Here is a 15114-nt window from a genome sequence, read left to right on the forward strand (position 1 = left end):
GTCACGTCAGGTCACTCGCCTTGATGTAGCCCGAGTCGACCAGGACGGACCGGTAGTTGGACTTGTCGACGCTGACCGGGTCCAGGAGGAAGGACGGCACGACCTTGACCTCGTTGTTGTAGGTCGTGGTGTCGTTGACCTCGGGCTTCTTGCCGCCCAGGACGGCGTCGGCCATCTGCACGGCCTGCTTGGCCAGGGCCCGGGTGTCCTTGTACACGGTCTGCGTCTGCTGCCCCGCGATGATCGACTTCACGGACGCGACCTCGGCGTCCTGGCCGGTGACCACGGGGTAGGGCTTGGCGGCCGTGCCGTACCCGTCCGACTTCAGCGCGGACAGGATCCCGATCGAGATGCCGTCGTAGGGGGAGAGGACGGCGTCCACGGAATCGGAGCCGTACGCCTTCGTCAGCAGGTCGTCCATGCGCTTCTGGGCGGTGCCGCCGTCCCAGCGCAGGGTGGTGATCTGCTCCAGTTTCGTCTGGCCGCTCCTCACGACGAGCTGCTTGCTGTCGATGTACGGCTTGAGGGTCTTCCACGCGCCCTGGAAGAAGTAGCGGGTGTTGTTGTCGTCGGGCGAGCCGGCGAACAGCTCGATGGTGAACGGCCCCTTCTTGGCACCGTCCTTCAGCCCGAGCTTGTCGACGATGTACGTGGCCTGGAGGACGCCGACCTTCTCGTTGTCGAAGGAGGCGTAGTAGTCGACGTTCGGCGAGCCGAGGATGAGCCGGTCGTAGGAGATCACCTTCACGCCCTGGTCTGCGGCCTGGCGCAGGACGTCGGACAGCGCCCGGCCGTCGATCGCCGCGACCACGAGCACGTCCACACCCTTGGTGATCATGTTTTCGATCTGCGAGACCTGCTGGTCGACGTCGTCCTCGCCGTACTGCAGATCCGTCTTGTAGCCGAGCTTCTCGAACTGCTCGACCATGTTCCTGCCGTCCGCTATCCACCGCTCGGACGACTTGGTCGGCATGGCGATGCCGATCGTGGAGTCCTCGGCGGACTTCTCCTGCTTGCTGCCGCCCGTGCCGCTCTGCCCGCAGCCGGCGAGGGCGAGGACGAGAACGGAGGCGGTGAGGGCGGTGGTCGCGGCTCGGTACGTACGCATGGCGTTCAGTCCTTCTCGGGGAGGGTGACGGGGAATCGGTGGAGCTCGCCGGGCAGACGGGAGCCGAGCGGGGACATCCCGCCGTCGGCGCCGTGCCGGGCCAGCAGATCGAGGACGAGCCGCCCGCGCCGCACCCTCTCCCGGGCGGTGGCCAGCGCCGTGTCGCGCAGCTGGGCCCCGTACGGGTAGATGCCGGGGGAGCGGGACAGGCCGAACTTCAGGTAGATCGGTGCGCCGCGCCGGATCAGCTCGGCCGCCTCGTACATCCGGACGTAGCCGCCGAGGTCGTCGGGCGCCTCGACATAGAGGTCCATGGGGGCGCGGCTGACCCGGCGGATCTCGGTGAGATGGCCGAGGGTCAGGTCGGAGGGGATGTTGAGGGAGTCGGCGCCGAGCCGTTCGTGGACGGCGTACGAGGCGGGATTGACCGGGCCGATCAGCGCCGACACCTTGAAGGTGGTGTCGGCCGGCAGAACGCCCGAGACCCGCAGCCGGTGCAGCGTCCACAACACGCCCTCGTCGGCGACGAGCAGGCAGCGCACGCCCAGTTCCGCGGCGCGCAGGGCGTCCTCGACACAGCCGGCGAGTGCGTCATGGCCACGGGAGCGCAACCCCGCGCCGCCCGAGTCGGTACGGGTCGCGGCGCCGATGTCCCAGGTGCCGCGCGGGCCGGTGAACAGGCAGAGCTCGATGCCGCGTTCGGCGCAGGCACCCACCATCTCCGTGATCTCGGCGTCGGTGAGCATCCAGACCCCGCTGCCCTGACTGACGCGGTGCACCGGCAGGTCGTGGCGGGCGCTCTCCTCGAGGACGACGGCCAGCGCCTCGGGCCCCTCCACGGACGGGATTTCGGTGCGCCAGGTGCCGCCGTCGGGGAAGGCGTGGGGTGAGGTGTCGGCGGGGTCGTTGTCCGGCGCGGGATGGCCGATCCGGGCGAGCGCGTCGGCGCCGGGGCGGCGCGGGGTGAGGGAGGGGGCGGTCACGGGACTCCTATGTTCGATATCTCGGACATGGTGCGGATCGTGGGGCGGACGGCGGTACGGAGTCGTCGGAGGCCGCCACGGCCGCGCGGACAGGCCCCAGGGGCGCAGGGGCACCTTCCTACGGGCGCAGGAGCACCTTCCCCGCCTTCGGGTCTCCGCTGCCGACGAGGGCGATGGCCTCGCCGAACCGCTCCAGCGGATACTCGTGCGTGATCAGCGGAGCCGGATCCAGCAGTCCGATACCGAAGGCACGTACGGCGTCGGCCCAGGCGGACGACGACGCACCGAAGACGCTCCGTACCGTGAGCTGGCTCAGCGAGAGCCGGACGGGATCGATCCCCGCCGCCCCCGGCGCGAACATCCCGGTCAGGACGACCCGTCCGCCCCGGCGGGCGAGCAGGCACGCGTCCTGTGCGGTGGTCGGCGCGCCCGCGGTCTCCACGACCAGGTCGTACCGTCCGGCGTGTGCCACGGCCTCCTCGGGGGCGCGGGCCTCGTCCGCCCCGAAGCTCAGCGCCTGTTGGGCGCGGGACTCCCGTGGGTCGATCGCGGTCAGCACGGCGGGGGAGTGCGCGGCGAGGAGCTGCACGGCGAGCAGGCCCAGCGTTCCCGCCCCGACGACCGCGATCCGCTCCCCGGGACGTGATGCCCCTGCCCGTACCGCCGCGGCGATCACCGCGGCCGGCTCCAGCAGGGCGGCGGCCCGCAGGTCCGCGTCGTCGGGGAGCGGGTGCAACAGCCGGGCGGGAACGGTGAGATGGTCGGCGAAGGCACCGGGCAGGGTGAAGCCGGTCTCGTCGTATCCGCGCGTGCAGAGATTGGTGTCGCCCTCGCGGCACCGCTCGCAGACACCGCACGCGCGGAATCCCTCGGCGACCGTCTTCCGCCCGGCCAGGGCCGGATCGACCCCCTCGCCCACCGCCTCGACCGTGCCGGACCACTCATGGCCGGGCACGACCGGGTAGCGGACGTAGTCCGCGTCGCGATGGCCCTGGTACACCTCGCGGTCGCTCATGCAGATCCCGGCGGCGGCGACCCGGATCCGCACCTCGCCCCGCCCCGGTTCCTGCGTCTCGCGCCGGACGAGCCGGAACACGCCCGGCTCGTCGACGACGATCGCGCGGCTCACTTCGGCGCCCTCTTCTCCCAGCCGTCGGCCCACAGGTCGAAGCGCGCCCGCTGCTGGGGGAACTCGGCCGCGGCGGCCTCGTCGAACTCGACGCCGAGGCCGGGCGCGTGGGAGACCTCGAAGTAGCCGTCCACGACCTGGGGCGCTCCGCGCACCACCTTCTTGATCTCCGCGTCCGCGAAGTCGTTGAAGTGCTCCAGGATCTTGAAGTTCGGGGTGCAGGCGGCGAGTTGGAGGGAGGCGGCGGTCAGGACCGACCCGCCGACGTTGTGCGGGGCGACGAGCACGTAGTGCGTCTCGGCGGTCGCGGCGAGCTTGCGCGCCTCCAGGATGCCGCCGATGTGGCCGACGTCGGGCTGGATGATGTCGGCGGCCTGCGACTCGAACAGCTCACGGAACTCGATCCGGTCGTGGACGCGCTCGCCGGTCGCGATCGGCATGTCGACCTTGGCGGCGACCTTCTCCAGCGCCTTCAGATTCTCCGGCGGCACCGGCTCCTCGAGCCACGCCGGCCGGAACGGGGCCAGCTCGCGCGCCAGCCGCACGGCCGTCGCGGGTGAGAAGCGGCCGTGCATCTCCAGCATCAGCTCGGTCTCCGGGCCGATGGCGTCACGGACCGCCTCGATCAACGACACGGCGTACCGGGACTGTTCGTGGTCGAGCTCGAAGTGACCGGTTCCGAACGGGTCGATCTTCAGCGCCCGGTAGCCGCGGGCGACGACCTCCTGGGCGGCCTTGTGGTACGCCTCCGGGGTCCGCTCGGTGGTGTACCAGCCGTTCGCGTACGCCTTCACACGGTCCGTGACCCTGCCGCCGAGCAGCTGCCACACCGGTACGCCCAGCGCCTTGCCCTTGATGTCCCAGCAGGCCATCTCCACGACCGCGATGCCGGACATCACGATCTCGCCGGCGCGTCCGTAGTCGCCGTACTTCATGCGGCGCACGAGATCCTCGACCGCGAACGGGTCGGAGCCGGCGATGTGGTTGGCCTCGGCCTCGCGGAGATAGCCGACGAGTGCGTCGGTGTGACCGAGCATGCGGGTCTCGCCGACCCCGGTGAGGCCCTCGTCGGTATGGACGAGGACGTAGGTGAGGTTTCGCCAGGGAGTCCCGACGACGTGCGTGCTGATTCCCGTGATACGCAAGGCAGTTGCCCCTCGGGTTGTTCGAAATTTCGTCACACGTTCGAAATCGTGGCGCGACCGTATTCAGGCAGGCGGAGGGGTGTCAATGGTTCACGCAGAAGGTGCTCGAGCCCGGGCCGTTGCCCGTCGAACAAAGCTGTGCGTACCCTGTGTTCGCGATACCGGCCGCTGGTCGGGGTTTCGAACAAGCGGGACGGAGGCCGACCATGGGACGACTGGTACCGGCGGTGACCAGAGCGCTGGACATCCTCGAGCTGTTCCTCGAAGGCGACGGCACGCTCTCCGCGCCGGACGTCATCCGCAGGCTCCAGCTGCCGCGCACGACCGTGCACGAGCTGCTGACCACCCTCGCCGCCCGCTCCTACGTGGTGCCCGTTCCCGAACAGCCCGGCCGCTACCGCCTCGGCGTCCGCACCTACCAGCTCGGCAGCCGGTACGCGGAACAGCTCGATCTCGCCGCCGAGGGACAGCAGGTCGCCCGGGAGATCGCCGACACCTGCGGCGAGACCGTCCATGTCGCCGTCCTCGAGGACACCGACGTCATCTACATCGCCAAGGTCGACTCCACGCACGCCGTGCGCATGGTCTCGGCGGCGGGCCGGAGACTGCCCGCGCACTGCACCTCGGTCGGCAAGATGCTGCTCGCGAGCCTGCCCGAGCCCGAGCTCGAAAGCCGGTTCGCGGGCCGGGAGTTCACCGCGATGACCCCCAACAGCATCACCGACCCGGACGTGCTGCGCGAAGCCCTCGCCGGCATCCGGGCCCGCGGCATCGCCGTCGAGCACCAGGAGTCCAACCCGGACGTCAGCTGTGTGGCCGCTCCCGTACGCGACAGGGCCGGACGTGTCGTCGCCGCGCTCTCCATCTCCGTACCGATGATCCGCTGGAGCGACGCGCGCGAGTGCGAGCTGGCCGAGCTGGCCGCCAAGGGCGCCGCCGACCTGTCGGCGCGCCTCGGCCACCGGAGCGCCCGATGAGCCCGATGAGGCCGATGAGATACGAGGTCGCGGTGCGGGAGCGGGCGTCCCTGGGCGAGGGCCCCACCTGGGACCCGGCGACCGGCCGGATCATCTGGGTCGACATCCTCTCCTCACGCATCCACACCTACGCCCCGTCGAACGGCCGCCGCACGGTCATGACCGCCGAGCAGCACGTCGGCGCCGCGAAGCCGCGCGCCGGCGGCGGCCTGGTGGTCAACCTCAGGGACGGCGTCGGGCTCTACGGCCCCGACGGCGAGCCCTTCCGCTGGCTGGTCCACGATCCGCTGCCCGGCCGCCGCGGCAACGATGCCGCCGTCGCCCCGGACGGATCGCTCTGGGCCGGCACCATGCGCTACGACGAACGCCCGGGCGGCGGAAGCCTCACCCGTGTCGCACCGGACGGCACGGTCACGAGGCAGCTCGCGGACGTCGCCGTCAGCAACGGCACGGGCTGGAGTCCCGACGGCCGGCTGATGTACTACATCGACAGTCCCACCCGCCGGATCGACGTCCTGGACCACGACGGCGGACGCGCCCTGAACCGACGGGAGTTCGCCCGCATCGAGAGCGGCGCCGGATTCCCCGACGGGCTGGCCGTCGACGCCGACGGCTGCGTCTGGGTCGCCCTGTGGGACGGGGCGGCGATCCGCCGCTACACACCGGACGGCGCACTCGACCGCGTCGTCGAACTGCCCGTACGGCGCCCCACCGCCTGTGCCTTCGGCGGCCCGGAGCTGCGCGACCTCTACGTCACCACGGCCCGCACCGGCCTGGCCCGGCCGCATCCGCTCTCCGGCTCGCTGCTGGTCCTGCCCGCCGCGGGCCAGGGGCAGCCCGGTAGGCCCTTCGCCGGCTGAGCGCGGCGCACGGACACGTGCTCCGCTCCGCTCCCTCCGTCCGGCGGCTCCGTCCGTTTCGCGCGGGTGAGTCGTATCTCACCCAGGGGCACGACTTGTCTGTGCAACGAGTTGCATAGAAAGATCTGGTCCTGGCGCCCAGCCCTCGACGCCGAGCCGGAAAGGCGGACCCCTCGTGGCCGACCAGCTGCTTTTCAACCCGCGCACCTACGACCCGGAGCACTTCGACCCCGAGACCCGCAGGCTGCTGCGTGCCACCGTCGACTGGTTCGAGGACCGCGGCAAGCGCAGGCTGATCGAGGACTACCGCTCCCGTGCCTGGCTCGCGGACTTCCTGGCCTTCTCCGCCAAGGAGGGGCTGTTCGCGACCTTCCTCACCCCGGCCTCCGCCGCCGAGGGGAACGCGGACAAGCGGTGGGACACCGCCCGCATCGCCGCCCTCAACGAGATCTTCGGCTTCTACGGGCTCGACTACTGGTACGCGTGGCAGGTCACCGTCCTCGGTCTCGGCCCCGTCTGGCAGAGCGAGAACGCCGAGGTCCGCCGCCACGCGGCGGAACTCCTCGCGCAGGGCGAGGTGTTCGCCTTCGGCCTGTCCGAGAAGGCCCACGGCGCCGACATCTACTCCACCGACATGCTGCTGGAGCCCGACGGCCGGGGCGGCTTCCGTGCCCGCGGCTCCAAGTACTACATCGGCAACGGCAACGCCGCGGGCCTCGTCTCCGTCTTCGGCCGCCGCACCGACGTCGAGGGCCCGGACGGGTACGTCTTCTTCGCCGCCGACAGCCGGCACCCGGCGTACCACCTCGTGAAGAACGTCGTCGACTCCTCCAAGTACGTCAGCGAGTTCCGCCTCGACGACTACCCCGTCGGCCCCGAGGACGTGCTGCACACCGGCCGCGCCGCCTTCGACGCCGCCCTCAACACCGTCAATGTCGGCAAGTTCAACCTCTGCACCGCCTCCATCGGCATCTGCGAGCACGCGATGTACGAGGCCGTGACCCACGCGCACAACCGGATCCTCTACGGCCGCCCCGTCACCGCCTTCCCGCATGTGCGCCGTGAGCTGACCGACGCGTACGTCCGTCTCGTCGGGATGAAGCTGTTCAGCGACCGCGCCGTGGACTACTTCCGCTCCGCGGGACCCGACGACCGCCGCTATCTGCTGTTCAACCCGATGACGAAGATGAAGGTGACCACGGAGGGCGAGAAGGTCATCGACCTGATGTGGGACGTCATCGCCGCCAAGGGCTTCGAGAAGGACACCTACTTCGCCCAGGCCGCCACCGAGATCCGTGGGCTGCCCAAGCTGGAGGGCACCGTCCACGTCAATCTCGCGCTGATCCTCAAGTTCATGCGCAACCACCTGCTGGACCCCGCCGAGTACGCGCCGGTCCCGACCCGGCTGGACGCGGCCGACGACGCGTTCCTCTTCCGGCAGGGACCGGCCCGCGGGCTGGGTTCCGTACGCTTCCACGACTGGCGCACCGCCTACGACGCGTACGCGCACGTGCCCAACGTCGCCCGGTTCCGGGAACAGGCCGACGCCCTGTGCGCGTTCGTCACCACCGCCGCCCCGGACGAGGAGCAGAGCCGCGACCTGGACCTCCTCCTCGCCGTCGGCCAGCTGTTCGCGCTCGTCGTCCACGGTCAGCTGATCCTGGAGCAGGCGCACCTGACCGGCTCGGACGAGGACGTGCTGGACGAGCTGTTCACCGTGCTCGTACGTGACTTCTCCGAGCACGCCGTCGAGCTGCACGGCAAGGACTCGGCCACCGGTGACCAGCAGCGCTGGGCCCTGGCGGCCATCCGGCGTCCGGTCGTCGACGAGGACCGTTCGGCCCGGGTGTGGGAGCGCGTCGAGGCGCTGTCGGGGGCGTACGAGATGGCGCCGTAGCAGCGCGGCGGCCCCGTCGTCCGCCCGCCCTGACCGCGTACCGCGGCACCGCGGTACGCGGTCAGTCGGCGGCGAGGACTTCGTGGGCCGCTCGCTCGCCCGAGCGGACCGCTCCCTCCATCAGCCCGTGCATGAGCGTCGCCGACTCCGTACCGGCCCAGTGGATCCTTCCCGCCGGTTCGCGCAGCGCGCTGCCGTAGCTCGTCAGGGCGCCGGGCGGGAAATGGGCGACCATCCCGCCCAGCGACCAGGGCTGGTCGGACCAGTCGGTCTCCAGGTATGCGGAGGGCCGGCGCGCCTGCGGGCCGAAGCGGTCGGTGAGCGCGCGCAGCCACAGCTCCCGCCGCTGCCCGGGATCCAGGCGGCCGAGCCGCACGGCCGCGGCACCGTACGCGTAGCTGCTCAGCACGCCGGGCCGTCCCGAGCGGGGAGTCTGGTCGATGGTGATGCCGACGGGCGACAGGGGCGCGAGCGTCTGCCCCGACAGCCCCTGACCCCGCCAGAAGGGTTCGGGGTACGCCGTGATGACCCGGATGATCGCCCCCGGCACCACCCGCTGGCGCAGATGGCTGTGGGCCGCGGGCAGCGGCGGGTCGAAGGAGATCCGTCCCGCCAGCGCGGGCGGGGTGGCCACGATGACACGCCGTGCCCGTACCTCGACGGTGTCGGAGACGACCCGGGCATCGGCGGCGCTCCGCCCGATCCGCCGGACCGGGCTGGACAGGCGCACCGCCGCGCCCAGCTGCCCGGCCATCCGGCGGGCCAGCTCGGGGGCCCCGCCGTCCACCAGGTGGGATTCCGTCCTGCGGGAATCGGTGTAGTAGCCGAAGCCGCCTCCGCCCCGCGCCAGGACGAGTGCGCCCAGCAGCGAGACCTCCGCCGGATCGGCGCAGAACAGCAGGTTCATCGTCGATCTGAGGAGGGTGTGGGCGGTGGCGGAGGGCACGTTGAGCGGGTGGGACAGCCACTGCCCGAGCGTGCGGGCGTCCCACGCCCGTGCCTGCCGCGCCTCCCACGGGGCGTCCGCCGGAAGGCGCCGTGCCATGAGGTTGAGGCGCAGCAACGCCACCCCGAGCGTGGCGAGCGCCGCCGGGCCGGTCTTGGGGATGGTGCCCCGGTAATGGTGGTTGACCCCGTCGAGACGCACGATGTGCCGGCCCTCGTCGTACTGCGGATAGACGTCCAGGCCGACCTCCCGGCACAGCTGGAACATGCGCTCCTGGCCCTTTCCCAGCCAGGTGCCGCCCGCGGAGACCACCGTGCCGTCGGGCATCTCCCGGTTCCAGACCCGCCCGCCCACCCGGTCCCGGGCTTCGAGCACCACGACCTCGCGTCCGGCTGCGGTCAGTAGTCGCGCCGCCGCCAGCCCCGCGAGTCCGGCGCCCACGACACACACATCCGCTGTCATCTGCTCCACGACCGACCTCCTCGGTGCAGCATGGCCCGCCGGGGGCCGCCGCACCCGGTGGGTGGACCGGCCGTGCGCTGCCGGGGCCCGTCCGAGTGAGCGCCCCACCGGGAACGGTCGACCGGGAACAGTCCCGCACCCCGATGCGGCTCACACCTGCCCGGGCCGGACGCCGGGCCGCGAGACCCGCCCCCTCGATCGAGCGGAACGCATATGCGCTTCGCCCGATATGATGCCATTTGTGATCATGTCCGGATGGCTGCGGCGCCGCCGTGCCCCCTACGGCACCCGGTGGCAAGCTGCCCGGCTCTCACCGGTGATCCTCACTGTCGTCGTCGCCGGCCTGGCGTTCTCCACCCCGAAGGAGATCGCCTTCAGCCGCCTCCTGCCGGCCGCACCCGCCCTGGCCGCCGCCATGTGGCCCGTGCTCCCCACGCTCATTCTGGGGATGTTCTGCCTGCTGGTCATGATCGGCCTCAGCTTCGTCTACACCGACCTGGGGACCGCCTACACCGGGGCCGCCATCGTCGCCGTCACCGCGGCCGCCGCGTACGCGAGCCATGTCCGGCTCCAGCGGGAGGAGGCCCTCTTCCACATCCGGCTCGTCGCCGACACGGCCCAGAAGGTGCTGCTGCGCCCCCTGCCCCGCCGTATCGCGCACGTGGAGATCGAGTCGCTGTATCTGGCGGCTCAGGAGCAGGCCAGGATCGGCGGAGACTTCTACGAGGCGGCCGACACACCCTACGGAGTACGGCTCCTCATCGGCGACGTGCGCGGCAAGGGCCTGACGGCGGTGGGCGCGGCCGCGGCGGTGATCAGCTGCTTCCGGGAGGCCGCGTTCGACGAGCCCGACCTGAGGGGCATCGTCCGGCGCCTTGAGATCAGCATCGCCCGCCACAGTGCCGCGTTCCCCGGCCTGGACCTGCCGGAGCGCTTCGCCACCGCTCTGCTCATCGAGATCCCGAGCAACAAGGGCCACGTCAAACTTCTCAACTGCGGGCATCCCCCGCCACTGCTCGTCCACCGGGGCGAGACCCGCGTACTGAACCCCACCGCCGCCTCGCCGCCCCTCAATCTGGCGACGCTCATCGGAGCCCACTACTGGGTCGACACCGTCGCCTTCGCCCCCGGCGACCAGCTGCTGCTCTACACCGACGGCATCACGGAGACCCGCGACCGCACGGGCGAGTTCTTCCCGCTGCCGGACTGGATGCGCAGGCAGGACCCGATGCCGCCCCGCGAGCTGCTCGAACGGCTGCACCAGGACCTGCGCCACTTCAGCGGCGACAGGCTCGACGACGACATCGCGGCCCTCGCCGTGCGGTCCCGGAGCACGCTCTTGTGATGTCCGGTTCATCCCCTACGGCAGGACGGCCGTGGCGGTGCGCACGGAACGACGCAGACGGGCGGCGTCCTGGCTGGGCGGTGCGCCGAACTGGCGGCGGTACTCCCGGCTGAACTGGGAGGGGTTGTCGTAGCCGACGCGATGACCGACCCCCGTGATGTCGTTGGGGTGGGTGGCGAGCAGCAGCCGGGCCTCCTGCAGCCGGATCTGCTTCTGGAACTGGATGGGGCTCATGGCGGTCACCGCCTGGAAGTTGCGGTAGAAGGCGGAGACGCTCATGCCCGACCGCTGTGCCACGTCCTCGACCCGGAACGGCTGCGTGTAGTGGTCGCGGATCCACCGCACCGCCCGCGCGACATGACTGAGGCTGCTGTCGGCGAGACCGAGCTGTCGCACGATGCCGCCCTGCTCACCGGTGATCAGCCGCCACAGGATCTCGCGTTTGACGAGCGGGGCGAGCACCGCCTGGTCGCGGGGCTCGTCGAGCAGGCGCAGCAGTCGGACCACCGCGTCGAGCAGTGCGTCCGGCGCGTCGCTGACGGCGATGCCGGGCAGCGCGCCGCCACCCGTGCGCGGCACGTCTCCCGGCCCGGACCTCAGCAGCAGCTCGGCGACGTCGGACGGGTCCAGCGTGAGCCCGAAGCCCAGTGCCGGGTGCTCGGTGCTGGCCTCGGTGAAGTGGCCGGTGACCGGCAGGTCGACCGATGCGACGAGATACTGCCCGGCCCGGTACTCGTAGACCCGCTCGCCCAGTGCGAGGCGCTTGGCGCCCTGGGCGACGAGCGCCAGCACCGTTCCGGAGGTCGAGGGCGACGGCGGGTTCGGCTCGTCGACCTTCGAGATGAGCACGCCGTCGATGGCCGTGGTCCAGTCGGGCCGCGCGTGCCTGACCAGCAGGGTGCGGAGCTCGTCGAGGTGCATGCCTCAAGTGCAGCACACAACCGCTCGTCGGCTCCCGGACGGGAGAGGATCGTGCAAGGACCGGGGAGTCCTCACCTGGCCCTGACCGGGCCGCCCCCGTCGCACCCCGTGATTCACCCGTGTGGAGCGTTTGGGTCGACGGTCCGGGCGAGCGTGCCGTCTGATGGGTGTGACCGCAACCGCGTTCGAGCGGGAGGTAGCGATGTACACCATGCGCGCCGAGCACCAGACGACGGAGACCGGACCGCGGCTGCTGTGGCACGTGCTCCACCGCGAGGGCCGGGCTCTGTGCGGCCGGGCCCTGAGCGCGAACGCGACCGTCACGGCCGACGACAGCTACGAGCACGAGGGCTACTGCACCCCCTGCATGGACGCCGTCGCCGCGGCGACGGCGGCATCCTCCGGTGACGTACGGCCGGCGGAGCCGAGGGTATGAGCGGGCCGAGGACCGGCGTCCATCCCCTGGGTGCCGAGAGCGCACGGCGGAGCGCCCCCGCCCGGCCCAGGCTCATCGACCGCTGGCGGCAGACGGCGGACCGGAACCTCACCCCCACCAAGCGGTCGCTGATCGTCACCTGGGCCTCGTTCGGCACGACCTGGGGCACGGTGCGGCTGATCACCCACGGCATCCGGGGCGGCTGGCTGCCCTGGGGCAACATCTCCGCCGGCGGCCGTCATCTGCACCACTACAACTTCGGCATCGCCACCCTCGCCGCCATCGGCCTGATCGCCGTACGCGGTGACGAACGGGCCGTCGGCCACCCCGGGGTCGCCGCTGCCTACGGAGCCGGAACCGCCCTGATCACCGACGAGTTCGCCCTGCTCCTGGATCTGCAGGACGTGTACTGGGCCAAGCAGGGGCGCCTGAGCGTCGACGTCTCCCTGGGCGTTCTCGCCGCGCTCGGCACCTACCTCACCGCCAAGCCGTTCTGGGACGAGATCGCCAAGGTGACGCGCCACCACATCGCCGCCGTCGCGAAGCGGGACCTGGCGTCGGCCACCTGAGCCACCCCCGGAGGGGTGGCTCGGGCGGGGACTCAGGGGCCGGGCGGCCGGGGTGCGGAACGCGTCAGGGGTAGCTCACCAGATTGGCCACGTTGGTGGTCGAGTTGGAGGGGCCGCCCCGGTCGTTGATCACATGCCGGATCGTGCCGGTCCCGCCGAGTGAGACGGTCACCATGTTGCGGAAGCGCACGTTCGGGTTGTTGGGTGCCTCGATGGCGTGCTCGGCCGCGACGCCCGGGTCGACGTTGAAGAAGCAGTAGCTGCCGAGCCCGTACGCCTGATGACTGCTGACGGAGTCGGCCACCTTGTAGGCGGTGTAGCCCTGCGTCGAACCATTCATCCAGGCAGCCTGGTCGGGCGGGTCGTAGGGCATCTCGTTCTGGTAGAAGTACGTGCGCCCGCCGTTGCCGTTCCAGATCGTCTGGTGCTTCTGGAAGTGCTCGACGAACAGCCCGTACATGGACACGTCGTCACCGTTGACGATCAGGCCGGTGTCGGCCGTGTTGGTGTTCCAGCCGATGCCGGAGCCGTGGTCGCCGCGCCAGATCCACATGTGGTCGCCGATGACATGGTCGCTGTTGACCACCAGGCTGGTGGTGGCCTTGCCGACGGCGGCTCCGCCCACCCGGAAGTACACGTCGTGCAGGGACGTCGGGTTGGCGGCATGCGAGGCGGAGGCTCCGGCCGGGCCGATCTCCATCAGGGTGCGGGAGTTGGTTGTGCCCGCGTCGAAGAGGACTCCGGCGATCTTCACCCCGTCGACGTCGGCGACCGTCATGGCCGTCACCCCGTTGTCCGGAACGAACGTGGCGAGACCCAGGCCCAGCACCACCGTGTCGGGCCGCGTCACCCGCAGCGTCTGGTCCAGATGGTAGACACCCGGTGTGACCAGCAGGTTCTTTCCCTCGGCGAGCGCGGCGTTGATCTGCGCCGCGGTGGCGCCCGCCTTGACCACGAAGAACCGGTCCATGCCGAGCGAGGTCCCCGCGCTGTTCCCGTTCGCCCATGTGGTGGCCGTCGAGTCGGTCCGCAGGGACGGCACGAAGACCCGGTAGGCGCCGGAGTCGTCGACGTACAGGAACGGCTTCTCACGGACCGTGGGCGTCCGGTCGACCGTCGTGTACGGCGGATTCGGGAAGGTGTTGCCCGGAACGCCCTGGCTGCCGACGAAGACCATGTTCCAGTTGGACCCCGTCCAGCTGCCGAGCTGTGAGTTGCGGGTCAGCCACTGCTGCTGGGTGCCGGACCGCACCTGCCCGTCGATCTTCGAGTCGGCCATGAAGCCGCCGCTCGACCAACCGCCGTCGCTCAGTTCGAGATTGCCGCGCACATGCATCCGCCGGTAGCCGGAGGCCTGCGACACCGCCCAGCGGTCCGTGCCGCCCGGGGGGTTGACCGACAGGTTCTCGGCTCCGCGCCAGAAGTTGTGCGTCGCGTTCTGCGGCGGGAACCAGTCGGCCTCGACATGGACCCCTCCGTTGATCGTCACCGAGTCCGGCGACTGGCCCAGGCCCAGGACCTGGGTGTAGAAGCCGACGTTGACGTCGTTGTTGTACGCACCGGGCTTGAACATCACCGCGTAGCGCTGCGAGCCGAACTGATTGGTCTCCTGCTGCTGGAAGATCGAGTTCAGCCGGCTCTGGATCGACGACGACGGCATCGAGGGGTCGAAGACCACCACATTGGGGCCGAGGTCCACATCGCCCGGCTGGGTGTTCACCGGCGTCACCTGGAACCGCTGGGCTGCGGTGCCGTTGCAGGTGTACTGGACCAACTGGACGCTGTCGGCCGTGGACGCGGACGGCACGTCGAGACACTTGCCGCTGTGCCGGTTGACGAAGCGGTACGCGCCGCCGCCCTCGTCCACGGGCTGCCACTGCTGGTTGTCGCCGCCGCCGTACGCCCACAGGTGGACGGCGGCGTTGTCGGCGGTGGACACGTCGCTGACGTCGATGACCTGGTCGGGGTTGTTGCGGTTGCCGATGCGGACATGACCGTCGGCGGTGGGGGTGAAGCTCCACTGCTGTGCCGTGGTGGTGTTGCAGGTGTACTGCTGCACCGCGGTGCCGTTGGCGGTCGCCGCCGCACGGGCGTCGACGCATTTGCCGCTGCCGGCGTTGACCACGGTGGTCCAGCCGGTGGGTGGTGCGGCTGCGGCCGACGGCGCCGCGGGTGCGGCGCCGGCGGGGGAGGGAGGCAGCACGACGAGGGCAGAGCACACGACGGCGGCCGAGGCGAGAGCCGCGGTCAGGGATCGTGTCGCACGGTGCGCGGACCGGGCTTGACGTCGTGGAACCGGATCGCGTCTGGAAGGGAGCACGGATACTCCTGTGGGG

The 15114-nt window shown here is 70.9% G+C and carries 13 protein-coding genes; 6 read left to right on the forward strand and 7 right to left on the reverse strand.

The genetic code is table 11. The features are described 5' to 3' along the window. Position 1: 1 nt before the first annotated feature. The 4 genes from chvE to OG766_RS33045 all read right to left on the reverse strand — a co-directional run bounded on the left by chvE (position 2) and on the right by OG766_RS33045 (position 4365). Positions 2-1108 carry a multiple monosaccharide ABC transporter substrate-binding protein gene (gene chvE / locus OG766_RS33030; RefSeq protein ID WP_328727017.1) on the reverse strand — a complete coding sequence of 369 codons (1107 nt, stop codon included), beginning with the start codon at positions 1106-1108 and terminating at the stop codon, positions 2-4. 5 nt (positions 1109-1113) lie between these two features. Next, the gene (locus OG766_RS33035; protein ID WP_266385158.1) at positions 1114-2091 is read right to left on the reverse strand and encodes a hypothetical protein; all 978 of its coding nucleotides are present in this window, start codon (positions 2089-2091) and stop codon (positions 1114-1116) included. A gap of 118 nt (positions 2092-2209) precedes the next feature. Continuing rightward, positions 2210-3220, reverse strand: coding sequence for a zinc-dependent alcohol dehydrogenase (locus tag OG766_RS33040; protein WP_266385156.1), 1011 nt, complete (start codon positions 3218-3220; stop codon positions 2210-2212). Further along, positions 3217-4365 carry a mandelate racemase/muconate lactonizing enzyme family protein gene (locus tag OG766_RS33045; RefSeq protein ID WP_266385154.1) on the reverse strand — a complete coding sequence of 383 codons (1149 nt, stop codon included), beginning with the start codon at positions 4363-4365 and terminating at the stop codon, positions 3217-3219. Before OG766_RS33045 ends, OG766_RS33040 begins: the two co-directional genes overlap by 4 nt. A gap of 206 nt (positions 4366-4571) precedes the next feature. Here OG766_RS33045 and OG766_RS33050 point away from each other — a divergent pair, with 206 nt between their 5' ends. The 3 genes from OG766_RS33050 (at position 4572) to OG766_RS33060 (ending at position 8099) form a co-directional block, all read left to right on the forward strand. Further along, positions 4572-5342: an IclR family transcriptional regulator gene (locus tag OG766_RS33050; RefSeq protein WP_266385152.1), complete on the forward strand. Its 771-nt coding sequence runs from the start codon at positions 4572-4574 to the stop codon at positions 5340-5342. Between the two features lie 5 nt (positions 5343-5347). After that, on the forward strand, positions 5348-6202 hold the full coding sequence (locus OG766_RS33055; protein ID WP_266385150.1) for an SMP-30/gluconolactonase/LRE family protein: 855 nt from the start codon (positions 5348-5350) through the stop codon (positions 6200-6202). A gap of 175 nt (positions 6203-6377) precedes the next feature. After that, the gene (locus OG766_RS33060) at positions 6378-8099 is read left to right on the forward strand and encodes an acyl-CoA dehydrogenase family protein (RefSeq protein WP_266385149.1); all 1722 of its coding nucleotides are present in this window, start codon (positions 6378-6380) and stop codon (positions 8097-8099) included. A gap of 61 nt (positions 8100-8160) precedes the next feature. Here the strand turns inward: OG766_RS33060 and OG766_RS33065 are convergent, their stop codons facing one another. Then, positions 8161-9507, reverse strand: coding sequence for a flavin monoamine oxidase family protein (locus tag OG766_RS33065; protein WP_328727565.1), 1347 nt, complete (start codon positions 9505-9507; stop codon positions 8161-8163). A 241-nt stretch (positions 9508-9748) separates the two neighbouring features. Between OG766_RS33065 and OG766_RS33070 the strand changes: the two genes are divergently transcribed. Further along, positions 9749-10852, forward strand: coding sequence for a PP2C family protein-serine/threonine phosphatase (locus OG766_RS33070; protein ID WP_423247138.1), 1104 nt, complete (start codon positions 9749-9751; stop codon positions 10850-10852). A gap of 15 nt (positions 10853-10867) precedes the next feature. On the opposite strand, the gene OG766_RS33075 is transcribed toward OG766_RS33070, so the two are convergent. Continuing rightward, positions 10868-11773 (reverse strand): AraC family transcriptional regulator, encoded by a 906-nt coding sequence (locus OG766_RS33075; protein WP_328727019.1) that lies wholly within the window; start codon positions 11771-11773, stop codon positions 10868-10870. 163 nt (positions 11774-11936) lie between these two features. Here OG766_RS33075 and OG766_RS33080 point away from each other — a divergent pair, with 163 nt between their 5' ends. After that, positions 11937-12209 (forward strand): hypothetical protein, encoded by a 273-nt coding sequence (locus OG766_RS33080; RefSeq protein ID WP_266385146.1) that lies wholly within the window; start codon positions 11937-11939, stop codon positions 12207-12209. After that, positions 12206-12778: a hypothetical protein gene (locus OG766_RS33085; protein WP_328727020.1), complete on the forward strand. Its 573-nt coding sequence runs from the start codon at positions 12206-12208 to the stop codon at positions 12776-12778. The genes OG766_RS33080 and OG766_RS33085 overlap by 4 nt, the downstream gene beginning before the upstream one ends. Before the next feature lie 64 nt (positions 12779-12842). On the opposite strand, the gene OG766_RS33090 is transcribed toward OG766_RS33085, so the two are convergent. After that, positions 12843-14981, reverse strand: coding sequence for an RICIN domain-containing protein (locus OG766_RS33090; RefSeq protein ID WP_328727021.1), 2139 nt, complete (start codon positions 14979-14981; stop codon positions 12843-12845). Positions 14982-15114: the final 133 nt, after the last annotated feature.

Origin of the sequence: Streptomyces sp. NBC_00259 (genome assembly GCF_036181745.1) — a bacterium.
Classification (GTDB): Bacteria; Actinomycetota; Actinomycetes; order Streptomycetales; family Streptomycetaceae; genus Streptomyces; species Streptomyces pratisoli.